Here is a 19394-nt window from a genome sequence, read left to right as displayed (position 1 = left end):
TCGCCCTACGGCATCGGTGAATGGTCGCTCATGGGCCATCCTCGGGTTTGACAGGGGGGAGGCTTGCGAAGCGATCGACACGCCGAGAGGCGCGGATCAAAGCAGCATGGATTTTCGTAGGAAAAATAGCACCTGACTGCGCGACAGAGGCAAATCCTCTGACGAAAAAGGCAGAACTATCTGGTGCTTTTCAGTGTGGTTTGGTGGAGCCTAGCGGGATCGAACCGCTGACCTCCTGCATGCCATGCAGGCGCTCTCCCAGCTGAGCTAAGGCCCCATCTTGCAGCGGCACCGGGTGGTGTTCGCTGCTTGGACTGCGATTTACGGGAGGTGGCGGGGGGCTGCAAGCGCAAAATGCGTCTCTTGGCAACTTTTTTGCATGTCGCGTGTAGCAGGGTTTACCCCCTATTCGCACGGACCTGTCACCAGAGATACTGTAGACCAAAGTTCGCACGACTGAGACTGAGAGAGCCCGTGCGCCATAGATCTGGTACCCCCTGCGCCTTCGTCGCACGCTAAAGCCAGGATCAAGAAAACCAGCAGACATGCGGATGGTTAAATCCTGCATGCCTGAAACGCCCCCGAGACAAAGTGCTATGTCACGGGCTCAATGATAACTTTCCTGCCAAATATCGAGTTTCAGCCGTCCCGCAAGGCAGAAAGGACCTCTTCTGTGTGCTCTCCCAACTCAGGCGCAGGCAGCCGCACTTCGCACGGGGTACGCGAGAGCTTGACCGGAAAGCCCAGCATGCGCACGTCACCGCGGTCCCCATGCGGGACGTCAATAGACATCTCCTGCGCCTTGATCTGCGGATCGTCAAACACGTCCTTCAATGTCTGGATTTTGCCGGTTGGCACCCCTGCCCGATTCAATCGAATGATCCAGTTTTCCTGCGTATCGCTGGCAAGTGCGGCATCAAGAATCCCGTGCAGCTCATCGCGTCGTTCAAATCGTTTGGCATTGCTGTCAAATCGCGGATCTTCGAGAAGCTCGGCAAGGCCGATTTCGGTCAGCAGACGTTGCAGCACTTGATCGTTTGACGGGGCGATGGCGATTTGGCCGTCCGCAGTATCATAAAGCCCATATGGCGCGACAAGCGGGTGATCATTGCCGGTACGTTGCGGGTTCTCCCCGGTCACAAAATGCTCTGAGGCAAGATAGGCCATCATGCTAAGCACGCCGTTGACCATAGAAGTTTCAACCGCTTGGCCCCGCCCATCCCGGTTTCGACCATGCAGCGCCGAGACAACCCCAAAGGCCGTGTAAAGCCCGGCAACCAGATCGGTGACGGGCTGCGCCGCCCGCAAAGGGGCCTCCCCTTCGGGGCCGTTCACGCTCATGAAACCACTCATGGCTTGCGCAATAAAATCAAATGCTGGGCGATCCGTATATGGCCCCTTGGAGCCAAAGCCGTTGACACTTGCAACCACGAGACGCGGGTTCAGCTCATCCAGCCGCTCTTGAGAGAACCCCATCTTTGCCAGCACGCCGGGGCGGAAATTTTCGACCAGCACATCGGCCGTCTTAATCAGGCGGGCAAGATCGGAGCGGCCCTCATCGGAATAGAGATCCAGAACCACGGATTTCTTATTGCGATTGAAGCCTGCAAAATACCATGAAAAGCCGTTTTTATGATGGCCTTGCCCCCGCACGGGATCCCCTGAGGGGCTCTCGATCTTGATGACCTCTGCGCCCATGTCACCAAGAAGCATCGAACAAAATGGCCCCGACAAAACGCGGGTCAGATCAACGACACGAACGCCTTGAAGTGGGGGCAGCATATCGACAGAAGTGGTCATGCGCGACTCCCACTCGAAGAGCGCACTTCATCGCGTCCGTATTTGCGCAGACGCGGCCCTGCCTTCATCACCTGACCGGGCAACTTTTGCCCAAGTGCTGCTTCGGTACGCTGTGCGACAGCGATCAGGGCATCAAGGTCGATACCGGTATGGATGCCACTTTCTTCAAGCATGTAGACCAGATCTTCGCTGCAGATGTTGCCCGTGGCACCCGGTGCGAACGGACAACCCCCGATGCCCGCAACGCTGGCCTCAAATCGGGTGATCCCTTCCTGTAGACCCGCGTAAGCACAGGCCAAACCGACGCCGCGCGTATTATGGAAATGAAGCGCCACATCAGCATCGGGCACGTCGCTGGCAAGGCGTCGGCAACGCTCTTGCACCAGTCGTGGAGTGGCCATGCCAGTGGTGTCGCCCAAGGTGATCTTGGTGATACCGCTGTCTGCATAAGCCTTTGCCACCAGTACGATGTCCTCAACCGGAACGTCGCCCTCAAATGGGCAACCAAAGGCGGTTGCGATGGCTCCGTAGACGGGAACACCAGCGTCCTGCCCCATCTTGGCAATCTCGGCCGCCGCCGCGAGCGAGACCTCGCGCGAGCAGTTTACGTTGGCCTGATTGTGGCTTTGCGAGGCGGAGAGGAAGACCACCATTGCGTCCACACCGGATTGAATAGCGCGCGCAGCACCGCGCGCGTTGGGCACCAATGCTGTCAGCTCGACCCCTCTGCTGCGGTCAATTGCGGCCATGACCTCGGCTGCATCCGCCATGTTGGGAACGGCGCGCGGCGCGACAAAGGAGGTCACTTCCAACTGGGGAACACCGGCTGCGATCAGACCGTTGATCATCTCGATCTTCACATCCGTCGGCACCGGCTCTGGCCAGGCTTGCAAACCGTCCCTTGGGCCCACGTCAACAATCCGCACCCGGTCGGGAAACCCCTCTAGTGGAACCTGTGTCATGCGCCCTCCTCCAAAAGCTATTGATGTGGTCGACCACTGCGGTATACCATTAGCACGAGGAGGGTCAATGCAGACCATGGACAAGGGCAAGTCGGGCGAAAATTCGGAAATGCCGCGCGCCGAGCGCGCTCTACAGGAGATCCGCAAGGACATCCTGTCGATGGCCTTTGCCCCCGGAGAACCCGTGTCGGAGCGTGCCCTTGAGGAGCGTTACGGGATGTCGCGCACCCCCATTCGCGCGGCCCTTGCGGCCCTGACCGCAGAAGGGCTGATCGTGCGCGACCCTCGACGTGGCTACATGATCGCGCCGATTGATCTGCAAGAAATCCACGACCTTTTTGAATTTCGCGAAGAGTTGGAAGACACCGCCATTCGGCTGGCGTGCCGTCGCGCAAAACCCGAAGATCTGGCAGCACTGCGCCGCACGGTTGAACGTGGGCGCACCGATTTCAAGGTCGAGGATTGGATGGCGTCCGGCCTCGATGTGCATGTCGAATTGGCAGCACTTTCGGGCAATCCGTTTCTGCGCGACGCGGTGCATTCAGCCGTTGGTCGGGCGTTGCGTCTGCGCTGGCTCTTGGCCAGCGACGAGGCCCAGCGCGAAGCCGCCTATCAGGAACATAGTGAACTGCTCGACCTTATTGCCAAAGGCGATGAGGACGAGGCAGCGCGCAAGGTCAGGCTACACACCCGCGCGGTGCGTGACCAAATCCTTGCCGCTGTGGAGGGCGCGCGCCGCTTTCTCGGCGCGCGCGGCGTTGTCGATCAAAACTCCGGGCAATAGTCGCCCGGCATCGGCACGCCAAACGACCCCGCAAGCGGTATGAAGCCCGCCTTCATATCCTGCGGGCCACAGGACGATAAGGGAGGAACCATGTCCTATACTCGCAATCTGATCGCCGGTGCGCTGCTTGCGTCCGGTCTGACCGCAGTTACGCCGCTCACCGCGAGCGCGGCGGAATGTATCGCCCCGGCGGATCCCGGTGGCGGATGGGATTTCACCTGCCGCACGGTGGGCCGCCTGTTGACCGAGCTGAAGCTGCAGGACGGCTCTGTGCAGGTGACCAATATGCCCGGCGGCGTCGGCGCGGTGGCCTTTGCCAATGTGGCAGGCAAACGCGCAGATGACGGGGATGTGCTGGTCGCAACCTCGACCGTGGGCGTCACCCAGATCGCACAGGGCAAATACCCCGGTGGCGTCGATGTCATGCGTTGGGTTGGCATGCTGGGCACTGATGTAGGCGTGATCGTCGTACCTGCCGATTCCGAGTATGAAAACATCGGCGATTTGCTCGACACCCTCAAAGCCGATCCGACCGCCGTTCCAGTGGCAGGCTCTTCCGGCGCAGGTGGGTGGGATCACATCCGTCTTTTGATGCTTGCAGACGCCGCAGGCATGGACGGCGACGCCTATAAAGCCATCCGCTGGGTGCAGTTTGATGGCGGCAGCCCGGCTGTGACGCAAATGCTGGGCGGTCAGGTGGGTGCGGTCTCCACCGACCTTGGCGAAATCGCAGGCTTTGTCGAATCCGGCGACATCAAGATCCTCGCTGCGCTCTCGGATGAACCCATCCCGGCGTTCCCCGATGCACCAACCGCCAAATCGCAAGGCTTTGACGTGACCGGCTATAACTGGCGCGGTTTCTACACTGGCGGCGATGTCTCTGATGACGCCTACCAAGGCTGGGTGGATGAGTTGAAAACTCTGTTTGACACGGCAGAGTGGAAAGAAGCCGCAGAGGCCAACGGCCTGATCACCGTCTGGCGCGGGGGCGATGAATTCGAAGCCTATGTCGCCGATCAGGCAAAACAGATGGAAGACATCTCGCGTAGCATCGGGGTCATCAAATGATCGACCGCATCGCCGGGGCCGTGATCTTTATGATCTCGGCTGCGGCCTTCTGGGTTGCGCGTGATTATGAAGCCAGCTTCGGGGACCCCCTCGGACCGGCTATATTCCCGCAGATGGTCGCCGCAGCGGCGGCCATCCTCAGTATTGGCCTGATCCTGCGCCCCGACCCCAACCCGAAGGCCCAACCTTTGCACGCATTCATACGGCAGGCGATGACGCTTGGCGTGCTGATAGGTTATGTGCTGCTGCTTGAGCCGCTTGGCTTCCCACTTTCGACCATGATCGGCACCACCTGTCTGGCCCTATTGTTTGGGGCAGAACGGATAAAGGCGGGTCTGACCGGAATAGCCGTCGGCATTTCGCTTTACCTAATCTTTGACACCGTGCTCGGGCTTCCCCTCCCCCTTGCGCCTGCGCGCTTCGGCTGACACACTCCATGGATATTCTGACTTCTCTCCTCAGCGGCTTTGCCGTAGCGGTCACACCGCTTAATCTCGCACTGGCGGTATTTGGCTGTTTTGCAGGTACATTGATCGGTGCCCTGCCCGGCCTCGGCCCGGTAAATGGCGTTGCCATCCTGATCCCCGTCGCCTTTGCCATGAACCTTGAGCCAAGCTCTGCACTCATCATGCTGTCCTGCATCTACTATGGCTGCATGTACGGCGGGCGCATCAGTTCCATCATGCTCAACATCCCCGGCGACGAGCCCGCGATTATGACCACATTGGATGGCTACCCCATGGCCCGTCAGGGACAGGCCGCCAAAGCGCTTGGTATCTCTGCGGTAGCCTCATTTGTGGGGGCGACCTTTGCCACATTGGGTCTGACGTTTTTTGCGCCCTTGCTGGCCAAGGCCGCGATCCACTTTGGCCCGGCTGACTATTTCGCGCTCTATGTGATGGCCTTTGCCACCATTGGAGGCGTCACCGGGGTGAACCCGTTCAAGACCTTGCTGGCAGCCATGATCGGCCTGCTCTTGGCCAGTGTGGGACTGGATCCCGGCACCGGCACGGCACGTTTCACATTTGGGTCGTTCCATCTCTATGACGGGTTTGATCCCATCGTTGCCATCGTCGGCCTGTTCGCGGTCAGCGAAATCATCATGTATTTCGAGAGCCACGCAGTCGCAGGCACCGGACCGGCAAAACTGGGCCGCGTGCTACCCAAGCTCCGAGAAGTGTTCGAAGGCTTTACCGCGTCTATCCGTGGGGCAGTGATCGGCTTTATCTGCGGGGTGTTGCCGGGTGCCGGAGCATCGCTTGGTGCTTTTGTTTCTTACAGCACAGAAAAGCAGATCAGTGACAAGCATGGCACTTTTGGCACCGGTGACCCACGCGGGATCGCAGCCCCCGAAGCGGGCAATAACGCAGCCTCGGGCGGCGCATTGATCCCAATGCTGACGCTTGGGGTGCCCGGCAGTGGCACCACAGCGGTGATGCTGGCACTTCTGGTATCGCTCAATATTCAGCCCGGCCCGCTCTTGTTTGAACGGCAACCCGATCTGGTCTGGGGTCTAATTGCCGCGCTCTATCTGGCGAATGTGGTGCTCTTGGTGCTGAACATTCCCATGGTCGGCCTGTTCACGCGGCTTCTGTCCCTGCCACAATGGCTCTTAATGCCGATTGTGGTCATGGTGAGCTTTATCGGGATCTACTCGATCAGCCACTCCACCTTTGATCTCTTTGTGATGATCGGGTTTGGCTTGTTGGGCTATGCACTCAGAAAATTTGACATCTCACTGGTGCCAGTTGTGCTGGGTCTGTTGCTGGGTGCCGATATGGAAAACAATCTGCGTCGGGCGCTGTCGATCTCAGGCGGGGATTTTAGCATTTTGCTGCAAAGCCCGATCGCGCTGGTGATCTATGGCTTTACGGCCCTGATGCTCGCATTTTCCTTTGGTATCGCGATGCGGCGACGTCCTGCCGTGCTTGATAAATAAAAGAGAGAGGCCCCACCCGGGGCCCTCTTCACGCCTTGGATTGTGCCAAGCAGGTCTTACGCCTCTTTCACCAATTGCTGTGCCACCGTGAGCACGAGGGACAGGCTTGGCATCAATGCTGCGGCTTGTTCTTCGGAGAGCGAGGCGCAGGCTTTCTGCAAACTCCCACGCCATTCATCGCGGATCTCGTTGACCGCGCGCCGCCCCGCCTCGGTGAGATGCAGTTCGGTGGCGCGTGCATCCGTGCTGGACCGTCTCCTCTCCAACAAGGACAAGCGCACGAGACTGCCGAGGCTGCGGCTGACCACGGGCTGAAACATCCCCGTACGCTCGGTGATCCGTTTCACGCCGCATCCCGGCTCATCATAAATCGCCGCAAGAATGATCGCCTGCTGACTGGACACACCAAAGGTCCGCACAGCCTCCGGACGGTATTGCGAAAACATGATTGCCAACCGCTCTACAGCCAGTGCGATCTCTATCGTGGTCGCCGTATCTGAACCGGACATCGGGTTCCTCGTCTTATGGCCGGCCTGCAAAGACGGCAAAGGCCTGATTTCATTTGGTTTAGACAGGTTCACAGCCAAACGTCAAAAAGAAACAAAGGTCCGCGCACGACCGGCGCGCGGACCTCGCCCAACCTAAAGGGATGAGCGTCTTCAGTCTGGTCGCGTGATTACCACTTCATCGTCAGATCGGCGGTAATCGTACGACCCGCGCCATAATAGCAGGCGTTAATGCCAGCACAGGATGCCACATAGGTTTTGTCAAAGAGGTTTGAGATATTGAGGCTGAACTCCATATTGCCAGTCTCATACCCCAGACCCAAATCCGCGACCGTATAAGCTGGAACCGCGTATGCATTGCCCTTGTCCGCATGCGAGGTCCCCGTGTACCGCACACCACCGCCGATACGCAGCCCTTCAAGGCGGCCGCCAAATTCACGGGTCAGCCAGAGCGACGCCATCGTTTCCGGCACGCCCACGGGTACATTGCCAAGCTCAGACGGCTCAGAGGTCTGGGTGACTTCGAGCTTCATCGCGGTGAGTGCCGCGACAGCCTGCCAACCGTTCCCAAGATCGCCCTGCGCCTGCAGTTCCAATCCGCGAGAGCGGGTCTCGCCGGTCTGCTCGCGCCCCCGTGTGGGATGGTTGGTCACCACATTCTGACGAGCCAGATCAAACACCGCACCACTGAGACGCAAGCCGCCATCTGCTGTCTCGTATTTCAAACCGATCTCATATTGCTCTGCCGTTTCGGGGTCGAAATTCGGCACCGGATCAAACGAGGTGGCGTAGCTGGCATATATACGCATGCCGTCACGCAGTTCATGGCTCACACCGACCCGCCCGGTCAATTCGCTGTAGTCCGCATCCGTTCGACCATCGGTCAAATGGTTGGTGGTTTTTGCAGATACCCAATCATAGCGCAGCCCGGCCCAGACATCGGTGTGGCCACCTACAGTCATTTGATCCTGCAGATAGATCCCTGTCCGACGTGTTTTGGTTGTGCTGTTGGTTGTGTAGGCGGGCGCGGTGACCGCTAGCCCATAATGCGGGTCGGTGATGTCGATGACAAAATAGTTCCCGGAAGGATCGCCCCCATAGACTGCGCGATTGAGGAAATCCTCATAACGGTAGTCCAGCCCGACCAGCAGACTATGATCCACCTGTCCGGTTGAAAATTCCGTCTCTAGCCGGTTGTCGAATTGAAAGGACGAAACCTGATCACCAGTTGCCATCAACTGGCGCACAAGGAGCTGATCCGGCATCGAGGGAAAGTACGAAGACGCCAGCCCGGCCCCGTAGAGCGTTCTGTAGTCGACCTCGACTTTCGAAAACCGCGCATCTTGCGAGAACTTCAGCCCGTCATCGAAGGCATGTGAAAAGCTATAGCCCACCATCATCTGACGGCGCTCGTAGCTGTCAAAGTTGGTATCACCCGTAAAGAAATCCCGAGGCACCCGCCCAAAAGAGGCCGCGTTTACCGTTGCCTCATATGGCAGGAAACTGGTGACCGTGCCGGTCTCGTCACTCTGGTACTGCGCCAGAAGCGTTAGCTCGGTGCCTTCTTGAGGTGCCCATGTCAGCGAGGGCGCCACATAAACACGGTCATCCTCCACATGGTTCACTTGCGTCTTCGACATCCGCCCCAGCATCACGATGCGGCCGAACACTGTACCTGCCTCATTCAATTGACGGTTAGCGTCGAGCCGTAGTTCCAGTCCTTCGGGATCGGAAATCCCAACACCAAAGCGGGTGAACTGATCTTTCTGCGCGCGTTTGGAGACCAAGTTGACAAGCCCGCCCGGACTGCCCGCGCCATAGAGCGCAGAACTTGGCCCCATCAGCACTTCTTGGCGCTCAAGCCCGAAATTCTCGACCTTGTAGTTGGCAAACGCCTGAGACCGCAGTTGTAATCCATCGAGATAAAGCCCCTGCGCATTGGCGGAGAACCCGCGAATGAAAAACCAATCATACCGCGTATCCGCACCATAAGCCTCAGCCCGGATACCGGGCGAATAACGCAGTGCCGCGCCAACCGATTTTGCGCCCTGCTGATCCATTTGTTCACGTGTCGCCACGGAAACGGATTGCGGCAGACGGAGCACATCGGTCGCGGTTTTACTGCCGCTCAACGAACCGGAGGCAACCAGCCCAGCGTCCGGTCCCAAGACCTCTGTTTTCTCATCGCCAGCTTCTACAAGGATTGGCTCTAGAACGATGGCGTCCGTACCCACCGATTGCGCTGCCAACGGCAGAGCGCAAAGAGCGGTCCACACGCCACCTACCGTCAACAGCGCTACTGTTTTCTTAGTCATCTCGAATCTCTCGGCGTTTTAATATCACCGGTATGTATCTATGATTGACAAATTTAGTCAACATTGATCTCAAAAACAAAGCCACCCCCTCACGAAACTTCGCGCACGGGGCAATTTACTCTTTCATGGCAATTCCTTGCGCTGCGTTTTCGGATATAGAACAAGGTAACATGCGGTGCGGAGCGCCCGCGTATCAATCAAAGCTTTGGGAGGAGCATATGGACCATTGGGCATCTGCCTTGGAGCAGCATTGGGGCATTCGTGCAAAGCTGAAACGCCTTGATGGCGAGTATGATCTGAACTTTCTCGCTGAAACACCGGAAGGGTCAGGCTATGTAATCAAAGCCATGCGTCCGGGCTGCGAAGACTGGTTGGTGGATCTACAAATCCAAACTTTGGATCATATCGCAAAAGCCAATCGCGCTTTGCCCTGTCCAACAGTTGTTGCAGCGCTTTCGGGAGAAAAGATGCTGCATCTTCAGGATGATGCGGGCGAAACCCGCTTGGTTTGGGTGATTGAGCGCCTGCCTGGTCAATGCTACGCTCATGCCGCACCAAAAACAGAGCAGTTGATCGCAGAAGTTGGGGGAATTCTGGGTGCAACCACGGCAACGCTCAGGGATTTTGAACACCCGAAACTGTCGCGCGATTTCAAATGGGACCTGATGCGCGCCGATTGGGTTGCCCAAGACCTGGCGTGTATTGAGGATGGCGCGCGAAAAACCCTGATCCGCAAAATCTGCGATCAATATCAGGCGCTCAAACCAGAACTTGACCGCTTGCCCCAACAGGCGATCCACAATGATGCCAATGATTACAATATTCTGGTGAGTGGTGGCGCAGGGACGGGGGAGACACCGCATGTAAGCGGACTCATTGATTTTGGCGACATGTGCGCAGCCCCCCGAATTTGTGACCTCGCCATTGCGGCGGCCTATCTGGTGCTGGATCACCCTCAACCTGATGCGGCACTGGCCGCGCTTGTTTCGGGATATCACGCGGTTAACCCTTTGAATGCACATGAGATCGATTTGCTGTGGCCGCTTTTGCGAGTGCGTTTGGCGGTGAGTGTTGTGAACTCCACACTTATGGCCGCAGAAAACCCGGATGACCCTTACATCACCATTTCGCAGGGGCCGGCGTGGCGTTTCCTTGAGGGTCATGATCTGAACGCGGGTTTGATGGCCGCAAGGCTGCGTGCCGCCTGTGATCTGCCGGTCGTGAATGGCGGCGACCGTGTGATGGCCTGGCTGAATGAGGCGCGCGGCAGTTTTGCCCCCCTGATGGGGCAGGATCTTTCAGATGCGCCAATGGGATCGCTTTCGGTTGAAAACAGCCTCTGGCCACAAAACCCATTTGAGATGCCACTGGCGGAAGCGGCCCGCGTTGGGGAAGAATTCAACCAAGAGGGTCAAATTTGGCTCGGATATTATCACGAGCCACGGCTGATCTACACAGAAGCTGCGTTTCGAAATGGGCCATGGAAAGCCAGCGACCGCCGTACAGTGCATCTTGCGGTGGATGGTTTTGCGCCTGCGGGAACTGCACTACACGCGCCTTTGGATGGCGAGGTCTGGATCGCAGAAAATCGCAAAACTCATCTGGATTATGGTGGCGTGATTATTCTACGCCATAAGACACCAGCAGGTGATCCGTTCTATACGCTTTATGGGCATCTTGACCCCGAAGCGATTACACGTCTGAACCCCGGTGACCGCGTCGCCAAAGGCGAGATTTTCTGCCACCTTGGTACGCCTGCGCAAAACGGCGGCTGGGCGCCGCATGTGCATTTCCAACTTGCCCTTAGTTGCGATGGGATCGAGGCAGATTGGCCCGGTGTCGGTGACCCGGACGAGATGTACCTGTGGCGTGCGCTATGTCCAAACCCGGCAGCGTTGCTTAATCTTCCTGATGAGAAGGTTTGTTATCAACCCACTGACAAATCGGAAGTTTTGGACAAACGGCGCGCACATTTTGGCGGCAACCTGAGCCTCACCTACTCTGACCCGGTGATGCTGGTGCGGGGCTGGAAACACCATTTGTTTGACGAATGGGGGCGTCCGTATCTGGACGCCTACAACAATGTCCCACATGTGGGCCACGCGCATCCGCGTATTCAGGCGGTGGCCGCCGACCAGTTGCGGCGCATGAACTCCAATACGCGGTATTTGCACCCGGCACAGACGGCCTTTGCGGACAAGATCCTGTCAAAATTGCCCGATCATTTTGAGGTCTGTTTCTTTGTAAATTCGGGCACCGAGGCCAATGAACTGGCGCTACGTCTTGCACGCGCGCACACTGGCGCAAAAGGCATGGTGACGCCCGATCACGGCTATCACGGCAATACCACCGGGGCGATTGATATATCCGCTTACAAATTCAACAAACCCGGTGGTGTCGGCCAAGCGGATTGGGTGGAATTGATAGAGGTCGCGGATGACTATCGCGGTCGCTTCCGTCGCGATGATCCAGACCGCGCGCAGAAGTTTGCGGATCTGGTGGACCCCGCAATTGCCTCGCTTCAGGCCAAAGGGCATGGGGTTGCAGGCTTCATCGCCGAGACATTTCCCTCTGTAGGAGGTCAGATCATTCCGCCAACGGGTTATCTATCTGCTGTATATGAAAAAATCCGCGCTGCGGGCGGAGTTTGCATCGCGGATGAAGTCCAGACCGGGCTGGGTCGGTTGGGCGATTATTACTTTGGTTTTGAACACCAAGGCGCGTTGCCGGATATCGTGGTGATGGGCAAACCTATCGGCAATGGTCATCCGCTTGGGGTTTTGGTCACCACCAAAGCGATTGCAGAGAGTTTTGACAACGGGATTGAATTTTTCTCGACCTTTGGCGGGTCCACACTGTCGTGCCGCATCGGCAAAGAAGTGTTGGATATTGTCGATGACGAAGGCTTGCAAACCAATGCCCGCAACCGGGGTGCAGAGCTTATGACCGGACTAAAGAGGCTCGAGACGAAATACCCCTGCGTCGGTGACGTGCGGGGTATGGGGTTGTTTTTAGGGCTGGAACTAATCCGCGCCGATGGCTCTGAGGCGACCGAAATCTGTGCATACGTCAAAAACCGCATGCGGGATCATCGTATCTTGATCGGCAGCGAAGGCCCCAAAGACAACATCCTGAAGATCAGACCGCCGCTCACGATTGAAACCGAAGATGTTGAGATGATCATCAGCGTGCTCAATCAGGTGCTGGCCGAGCTCAATAACATCTGAAGCCGCATCGGCCTGCAAGATGCGGCTCCGAATGCTCAAGAGGATCGCACAAAAAATCGTCAGCGCGCTATCCACGCGCTGACGACATACTCGATGGATTCAGATCATTCCGCGCAAGCGCGAATTTTTTTAATGTCGGGACCGTTCGGGTTCCGACCGAGGTTGAACGGCGCAGAAGCCGAACGCCAGTTGGAGTAATCTGCAAGATACTCAAGCTGGCTCAGGTACACTTTCGCCGAAGTTGGGTTCTCGCAGGCAACCTCTTCGATCACTGCGTTCGCGGTTTGCTGGATTTTCTCCAGTGCCGCGTCATCCATACGGGTGATCTCATTGACTTCGTCGAACTTTTTATACGCGTCGTTGGCGTTACGTTCGGTGTAGGCAAGCGACCACAGCATCGTTGCATCTGCAGCGATTTGCAGCTTCTCTTGGGTTTCCGGGCTGAGCGCGTCCCAAGCAGATTTGTTGATCATCACGCCAAAGACCGATGCGGACTGGTGCCAACCGGGAGTCGCCCAGTAGCCTGTCACCTGCTGGAAACCACCGGACCAGTCGACATTCGGGGTCGAGAATTCGGCGCCGTCAATCACACCGCGTTCCAGCGACTGGTAGATCTCTCCACCGGCCATGGAAACTTGGCTACCGCCTAGGTTGTTCAGCAGACGCCCCTGCTCCAGACCGGAAACCCGCAGGCGTTTGCCTTGCAGGTCATCAATGGTGCGGATGGCTTCTTTGGTGTGGAAGCCAGACTCGTTGTTGGTAACAGCATAAGGCAGATAGACCATGCCAAATTTGCCATAGGTCTCGTTGTAAAGTTCCTGACCGCCCCACTGTTGAATCCAGTTCACGTAGTCCACAGCGTTAAACAGGCTCGACGTGGTGGCCAGCGGTGAGAATGCCGGATCACGACCCGCCCAATAGCCCGGCCAATCCGCACCAGCCTGAACGATACCGCTCTCTACGGCGCCAAAAACTTCGCCCGAGGGCACAAGGCTACCGCCCTCAAAGAACTCGATGGTAACTTCGTCGCCAGCGAGTTTGTTGGCCAGATCGACAAAATGTTTGTCGAATTGGATCAGGTCAAGCGAAGAGGGCCATGTGGTGGTCATTTGCCATGTTTCTTGCGCGGATGCAGCACCCGCGGCAAGGGTGACGGCGACGGTGGCCGAAGCCAGTGTCTTTGTAAGCGTCATAGAGATCTCCTCCAGTCTCATTTCGTTTGGTAAAGGGTTTCCGGTAGCCATGTGACCAGTTCCGGAAAGACGGCGATGGCGATGGCCATCATCAGGATCAGCCCGATGAAGGGCAGCACGCCGATAATGATGTCAGATGTGCGCACCTCCGGCGGAGCCAGCGCCCGCAGATAGAACAGCGCATATCCAAATGGCGGCGACAGGAACGAGGTTTGCAGCACCACAGCGGTCAACACCACGAACCACAATTCGCTGATGCCCATTTCCTGCACGATTGGCAAAAAGATCGGGAAGGACAGCAAGACAATCCCGGTCCAATCAAGGAACATGCCAAGCGCAAAGACGATGAACATCATCACCGCAATGAGCATCCATGGCTCCATGTCCAGACCGCGCATCAATTCCTGCGCAGCTCGCAACCCGCCGGTGATGTTAAACACCCCTGTAAAGGCCGTCGCACCAACAACAATGAACAAGATCATCGCGGAGGTGCGCGCCGTTTCATGAAGCGCAGAACGGAAAGTTCCCCACTCAAACCGGCCGCGGAAAATCACGATACCCAGCGCCAATGCCGCGCCGATTGCAGAGGCTTCTGTTGCAGTGGCGATCCCCGCAAGCATGGTGCCAAGGATGCCGAAAATCAGAACCAGCGGCGGCAGGGCCTCCATCACCAGCATCTTCAGAAGTGTGCCGCGCGAGACTTTGTCCTCAACCGGAACCGAAGGGGCCAGATCAGGACGAAACAGCGCAACAAGCGCCACATATCCTGCATAAAGCATGCCAAGAATAACGCCCGGCACCATGGAGCCCGCAAACAGTTCTCCGACGGAAAGAGAGGAGTTCGACGCCATCAAAATGAGCATGATCGAGGGGGGGATCAGAATGCCAAGGCAGCCAGAGGCCGCAATCACGCCCGTCGTCAGCCGCTTGGAATAGCCATATTGCAGCATTGGCTTCAGCGCCATCACACCCATCACTGTGATCGATGCGCCAATGATACCTGTGGTTGCCGCAAGCAGGATCGAAATGAACACCACCGCAAGACCAAGCCCGCCCGTGACCCGCGACATCAACAGCCGCAGGGTTTCAAACATTCGGTCCGTCACGCCCGAGTCGGACAGGAAACGCGCCATCAACACAAAGAGCGGGATGGCGATCAGGATATAGTTGTCCAGCACCTCGCCGTAGATGCGGTTGATCACAATCCCCAGCACCATCGGTTTGCCTGCGATGATCGCGCCCAATACGGCTGTGCCACCCAGAACCATTGCCAACGGATGGCCCATGAAAAGGCCTGCGAGCAGCAGGCCGGCCATGATCAAACCAATGACTTCACCCGACATGGCGCTGCTCCGACTGCTTAAAGATGAGTTTCAAAACTTCGGAGACGCCTTGGATTGCCAAGAGGCACGCCGCGACCGCCATAGCGATTTTCACCGGGTACACCGGAATCTGAACCGCGCCATAGGTGGTCTCACCCTGCGCATAAGAGCGCAGCGCGAACTCCCAGCTCTTGATCACAAAAACCCAGCAGAACGGGAAGAAGAAGATCAAATATCCGAGCACTTCTACGATCTGGCGCGGACGTGAAGGCAAATTCTCTGTTACCAGGTCGACTTTGACATGGGCTTGATGTCGCAGGGCATAGCCGCCGAGCAACACGAAGTAGAAGCCAAAGAACATCTTGGTGAGATCAAACGCCCAGAGCGTAGGCGCGTTGAAGCCATAGCGCATGACCACGTCGTAGATGATCATCCCTGCAAAAATAACGGCGACATAAGAGACTGCCTTGCCGACAATCTCGTTCAGCCCGTCGATGAGACGGATCAGAACCATTGCAATTCCTCCCTTGGGAAAGTTCTTGCGGAGCGGGCCGCGAACCTTTGGCGCCAAAATATGCAATGTGTTGGCGTTTGACATGGATACAAATGCATACCAAAACTGCAAAAATGCAGAATCACTTTGACTGGAACGACTTAAAGGTCTTTATCGCGCTGCATCGGATGCGGCGGATGACCGATGCGGGCAAGGTGCTCGGCATCGACCAGACCACGATTTCTCGCCGAGTCAGGGCCTTGGAAAAGGCGATTGGCACCAGTTTGTTCCTGCGGCGCGCTGATGGGTTTGAGCTGACCGCAGCCGGAGAGAAAATCCTGCCCTTCGCGCTGGAGATCGAACAAGCCAGCGAACAACTGCACGAGGCGGTTTCAGGACAGAACAAACGGCTTTCGGGCAGCGTTCGAGTGGGGGCGCCTGATGGTCTGGGCACCTATTTTCTGCCATCCATTCTCACCCAGTTTCAAAAGGATCACCCCGGCGTCGATATCGAGGTTGTCTCCAGTTCGCGCGCCTTTCGAGTCGCCTCCAAAGAGGTTCACCTCGCGCTGAGCCTGTCGTTACCGGAAAGCGGTCGCCTTCTTGCGCGCAAGCTCGGTGACTACCACCTGCATTTTTTCGGCTCCGCCGACTATGTTGCCGAACATGGCGTACCGCAGACGCTGGATGAACTGAAAGATCACCGATTGGTGGGCTACATCGCTGACATGCTGTTCTCGCCAGAAGTGCGATATCTGGAAGAATTAGGCTTGCGGCGAACGGTTCGTTTTGCGTCCAGCTCCATGGCCGCCCAAAAAGAAGCCATTCGTGCAGGCTCAGGTATAGGTATCCTGCCGCGATTTATGGCGTTGAATGACCCAAGCCTTGTCCCTGTCCTGACCAATGAATACCTGCTCAAACGCACAGTCTGGATCGTGGGCCATCAGGCCACCGAAGATCTTGCCCGTGTCCGCGCGGTGTCCGAGTTTTTGCAAAAAGCAGCGCGCGCAAGGCGCACGGAGCTACTGGTTCCAGAGAGCTGAGATTCTGACCTACCAGACAGCGCTAAGCTGGTTGAAGAGCGCCGCAACAACCGGATCATTCTGTCGCTCTTGTAGCGTCAGGATGCCAAGGGACGCGGGTACACTCAACTCTTCGCAAACCACCAAACCAAAGGATTGCCTTTGATGAAGGGCGATCGACTCCCGACACAGGCTAAGGCCAACGCCTGACCGCACCATCTCGAGCATCGAAGCCTCGTGATCGACCAGTGCCACGATGTTTTGCGGACATTCGTGCGCGGCAAAGATCCGGCGCAGCAGTCGGTTGTGTACGGAAACCTCCGGCGTCCCAATCCAGGGCAGATCTGCCAGGTCTGTCCACCCGGCCCCCGCCACACGCCCCTCCCATCCGGGTGGGGCAATGATCCGGTAGGCAAAATCCGCAAGCTTTAGCGTGTAAAGCGCCTGCTCTGATGGCAACTCGTCAAACTGATCTGGCCCAGCGAGATAAAAACCTGCATCCACCTGCCGCCGCTGAATTTTTTCAAGGATCTCACCGCTGACGCCATGCACCAGCTCGGTCGTGATGTTGGGATGCGCTGCGCCCAATTGGCTCAGGAGACGTCCCAATCGAATAAACTCCGGATCAATGATTGTGCCGAGGCGCAGCGTGCCTTTCACCTGACCGCATTGCAGACTGGCACAGCGGCGAAACTCCGTCATTGCATCCAGAACCTGTTCGGCTTTTGGCAGCAGCGACTTTGCATCTGCAGTGAGATCCAATCCACGAGACGTGCGCGTGAACAGCGTGATCCCAATGTCTTCGCTCAACCGCCGGATCTGATGACTCACTGCGGGCTGGGTTAGGTTCAATATCTCCGCCGCACGCGACACCGATCCCTCGCGTGCCACTGTGACAAAGGCCAGAATGCTGTTGGGGTTTGAAAATCGCTCCATATTACCAGTTTTAATATCACTGCGAAAAATTTGTCATTGGAAATGAGACAACCGGTTTTCTAACCTTCACAGCGTTGCAGCGCCCGAAAGAGCCCGTGCGTGTCATAAACAACACCGCTTGTTTCTGCGCTGCCATCAAACACAGAGGGAGGTCGCGCAGTGTCGGACATGGGGACAGAGTTTGATTTCATCGTAATTGGAGGTGGATCAGCAGGGTGTCTCCTTGCAAATCGACTAAGCGCCGACCCAAGCAATCGGGTGCTCTTGCTCGAAGCAGGCAAAGCCGACACCTATCCTTGGATTCACGTCCCGGTCGGATATCTTTATTGCATCGGCAATCCACGTACCGATTGGCTCTATAGCACCGAGGCCGACAAAGGACTGAACGGTCGCGTATTGCGGTATCCGCGTGGTAAAACTCTGGGTGGCTGTTCCTCGATCAACGGCATGATCTACATGCGTGGACAGGCCCGTGACTACGACAATTGGGCGCAGCTCACCGGGGAGTCTGACTGGAACTGGGATAACTCTCTCAGGGATTTCAAAGCGCACGAAGACCACTACAAGCTGGATCAGGGTGCCAACCCTGCAACCGGAGACAACAGCCGGTTTTCCGATATGCATGGGCACGGCGGCGAGTGGCGCGTCGAAAAACAGCGTTTGCGCTGGGATGTTCTGGACAGCTTTGCCGAAGCTGCAACGCAGGCAGGGATCGAAAGAACCGAGGATTTCAACAGTGGTGACAACGCAGGTGTTGCGTATTTTGACGTCAATCAACGCTCGGGCTGGCGGTGGAACACGTCCAAAGCCTTTTTGAGGCCCGCCAAAACACGCCAGAATCTGACGATCTGGACCCAAGCTCAAGTCGAAAAGCTCACCTTTGAGACCGTGGACGGCGCAGTGCAATGCACCGGCGCGCGGGTCAATCACAAGGGTCAATCGCGCATAGTGACCGCCCGGCGTGAGACGATCCTGTCGGCGGGGGCTGTGAACTCGCCTCAGATCCTGCAACTGTCGGGCATCGGACCTGCGGCCTTGTTAAAACAGCATGGCATAGACGTCCTGCGTGACGCGCCAGTCGGTGAGAATCTTCAGGACCACTTGCAAATTCGCGCCGTCTTTAAGGTCAATGGAACGCGCACTTTGAACACGCTGGCCGGTAATCTGTTCGGCAAAGCGCTGATTGGCGCGGAGTATCTGTTCAAGCGATCCGGTCCGATGAGCATGGCACCAAGCCAATTGGGGGCGTTTACCCGGTCCGATCCAAACCGCAGCCACGCCAATCTAGAATATCACGTGCAACCGCTGAGCCTGGATGCCTTTGGTGAGCCACTGCACAGTTTCCCTGCGATGACCGTGAGCGTTTGCAACCTGAACCCCACCAGCCGGGGAACAATCCAAATCCGCTCGGCCAGCTACCGTGATGCACCCATGATCTCGCCCAACTATCTGGCCACCGACGAGGACCGCAAAGTCGCGGCTGACAGCCTGCGTCAGGTGCGTGACATCATGGGTCAAGCCGCGATGAAGCCTTACGAGCCCGAAGAATTTAAACCCGGTGTGCAATATCAAAGCGACGACGACCTCGCCAAGCTTGCAGGCGATATCGCTTCCACGATTTTCCACCCTGTTGGGACGGTAAAAATGGGTCACGATGACGACCCGACTGCGGTGTTGGATTCACATCTGCGTCTAAAAGGTGTGGCGAACCTGCGGGTCGTGGATGCCAGTGTTATGCCGAACATCACCAGCGGCAACACCAATGCGCCCACCCTCATGATCGCCGAAAAAGCGGCACGTTGGATTCTGGCCGGAACCTAGCGCGGT

15 protein-coding genes and 1 tRNA gene are annotated in these 19394 nt (G+C 57.2%); 7 read left to right on the top strand and 9 right to left on the bottom strand.

Annotated features, from left to right (window positions below):
- Window positions 1–201 precede the first annotated feature (201 nt).
- The 3 genes from UB90_RS01445 to UB90_RS01435 all read right to left on the bottom strand — a co-directional run bounded on the left by UB90_RS01445 (window position 202) and on the right by UB90_RS01435 (window position 2762).
- Window positions 202–277: transfer RNA gene (locus tag UB90_RS01445), tRNA-Ala, on the bottom strand.
- Window positions 278–639: 362 nt separating this feature from the next.
- The gene (locus UB90_RS01440; RefSeq protein WP_065324701.1) at window positions 640–1800 is read right to left on the bottom strand and encodes a CaiB/BaiF CoA transferase family protein; all 1161 of its coding nucleotides are present in this window, start codon (window positions 1798–1800) and stop codon (window positions 640–642) included.
- Window positions 1797–2762: a hydroxymethylglutaryl-CoA lyase gene (locus tag UB90_RS01435; RefSeq protein ID WP_065324700.1), complete on the bottom strand. Its 966-nt coding sequence runs from the start codon at window positions 2760–2762 to the stop codon at window positions 1797–1799. The genes UB90_RS01440 and UB90_RS01435 overlap by 4 nt, the downstream gene beginning before the upstream one ends.
- Before the next feature lie 67 nt (window positions 2763–2829).
- Between UB90_RS01435 and UB90_RS01430 the strand changes: the two genes are divergently transcribed.
- The 4 genes from UB90_RS01430 (at window position 2830) to UB90_RS01415 (ending at window position 6553) form a co-directional block, all read left to right on the top strand.
- Window positions 2830–3546 (top strand): GntR family transcriptional regulator, encoded by a 717-nt coding sequence (locus UB90_RS01430; RefSeq protein WP_081285162.1) that lies wholly within the window; start codon window positions 2830–2832, stop codon window positions 3544–3546.
- Window positions 3547–3636: 90 nt separating this feature from the next.
- Window positions 3637–4614 (top strand): Bug family tripartite tricarboxylate transporter substrate binding protein, encoded by a 978-nt coding sequence (locus UB90_RS01425; RefSeq protein WP_065323342.1) that lies wholly within the window; start codon window positions 3637–3639, stop codon window positions 4612–4614.
- Window positions 4611–5042 (top strand): tripartite tricarboxylate transporter TctB family protein, encoded by a 432-nt coding sequence (locus tag UB90_RS01420; protein WP_065324699.1) that lies wholly within the window; start codon window positions 4611–4613, stop codon window positions 5040–5042. The genes UB90_RS01425 and UB90_RS01420 overlap by 4 nt, the downstream gene beginning before the upstream one ends.
- An 8-nt stretch (window positions 5043–5050) precedes the next feature.
- Window positions 5051–6553 (top strand): tripartite tricarboxylate transporter permease, encoded by a 1503-nt coding sequence (locus tag UB90_RS01415; protein ID WP_065324698.1) that lies wholly within the window; start codon window positions 5051–5053, stop codon window positions 6551–6553.
- A gap of 56 nt (window positions 6554–6609) precedes the next feature.
- On the opposite strand, the gene UB90_RS01410 is transcribed toward UB90_RS01415, so the two are convergent.
- The gene (locus UB90_RS01410) at window positions 6610–7062 is read right to left on the bottom strand and encodes a MarR family winged helix-turn-helix transcriptional regulator (RefSeq protein ID WP_065324697.1); all 453 of its coding nucleotides are present in this window, start codon (window positions 7060–7062) and stop codon (window positions 6610–6612) included.
- 167 nt (window positions 7063–7229) lie between these two features.
- On the bottom strand, window positions 7230–9374 hold the full coding sequence (locus UB90_RS01405; RefSeq protein WP_110613657.1) for a TonB-dependent siderophore receptor: 2145 nt from the start codon (window positions 9372–9374) through the stop codon (window positions 7230–7232).
- Window positions 9375–9592: 218 nt separating this feature from the next.
- Here UB90_RS01405 and UB90_RS01400 point away from each other — a divergent pair, with 218 nt between their 5' ends.
- A complete protein-coding gene (locus UB90_RS01400; protein ID WP_065324696.1) occupies window positions 9593–12601 on the top strand; it encodes an aminotransferase class III-fold pyridoxal phosphate-dependent enzyme in 3009 nt (1002 codons plus the stop codon).
- A 104-nt stretch (window positions 12602–12705) separates the two neighbouring features.
- On the opposite strand, the gene dctP is transcribed toward UB90_RS01400, so the two are convergent.
- The 3 genes from dctP to UB90_RS01385 are packed head-to-tail and all read right to left on the bottom strand — an operon-like array spanning window position 12706 to window position 15630.
- Entirely contained in the window at window positions 12706–13794 is a 1089-nt protein-coding gene (gene dctP, locus UB90_RS01395) for a TRAP transporter substrate-binding protein DctP (protein ID WP_065324695.1), read from the bottom strand.
- A gap of 17 nt (window positions 13795–13811) precedes the next feature.
- Window positions 13812–15137 carry a TRAP transporter large permease gene (locus UB90_RS01390; RefSeq protein ID WP_009176102.1) on the bottom strand — a complete coding sequence of 442 codons (1326 nt, stop codon included), beginning with the start codon at window positions 15135–15137 and terminating at the stop codon, window positions 13812–13814.
- Window positions 15127–15630 (bottom strand): TRAP transporter small permease subunit, encoded by a 504-nt coding sequence (locus UB90_RS01385; protein WP_065324714.1) that lies wholly within the window; start codon window positions 15628–15630, stop codon window positions 15127–15129. The genes UB90_RS01390 and UB90_RS01385 overlap by 11 nt, the downstream gene beginning before the upstream one ends.
- Before the next feature lie 92 nt (window positions 15631–15722).
- On the opposite strand from UB90_RS01385, the gene UB90_RS01380 reads away from it, so the two are divergent.
- Entirely contained in the window at window positions 15723–16652 is a 930-nt protein-coding gene (locus tag UB90_RS01380) for a LysR family transcriptional regulator (protein ID WP_081285502.1), read from the top strand.
- Between the two features lie 9 nt (window positions 16653–16661).
- Here the strand turns inward: UB90_RS01380 and UB90_RS01375 are convergent, their stop codons facing one another.
- On the bottom strand, window positions 16662–17567 hold the full coding sequence (locus tag UB90_RS01375; RefSeq protein ID WP_065324694.1) for a LysR family transcriptional regulator: 906 nt from the start codon (window positions 17565–17567) through the stop codon (window positions 16662–16664).
- A gap of 168 nt (window positions 17568–17735) precedes the next feature.
- On the opposite strand from UB90_RS01375, the gene UB90_RS01370 reads away from it, so the two are divergent.
- On the top strand, window positions 17736–19388 hold the full coding sequence (locus UB90_RS01370) for a GMC family oxidoreductase (protein ID WP_110613656.1): 1653 nt from the start codon (window positions 17736–17738) through the stop codon (window positions 19386–19388).
- Window positions 19389–19394: the final 6 nt, after the last annotated feature.

Source organism: Tritonibacter mobilis (genome assembly GCF_001681715.1).
GTDB lineage: Bacteria > Pseudomonadota > Alphaproteobacteria > Rhodobacterales > Rhodobacteraceae > Epibacterium > Epibacterium mobile.
The sequence above is the reverse complement of the archived record's forward strand: the minus strand, read 5'-3'. Positions and strand labels throughout refer to the sequence as shown.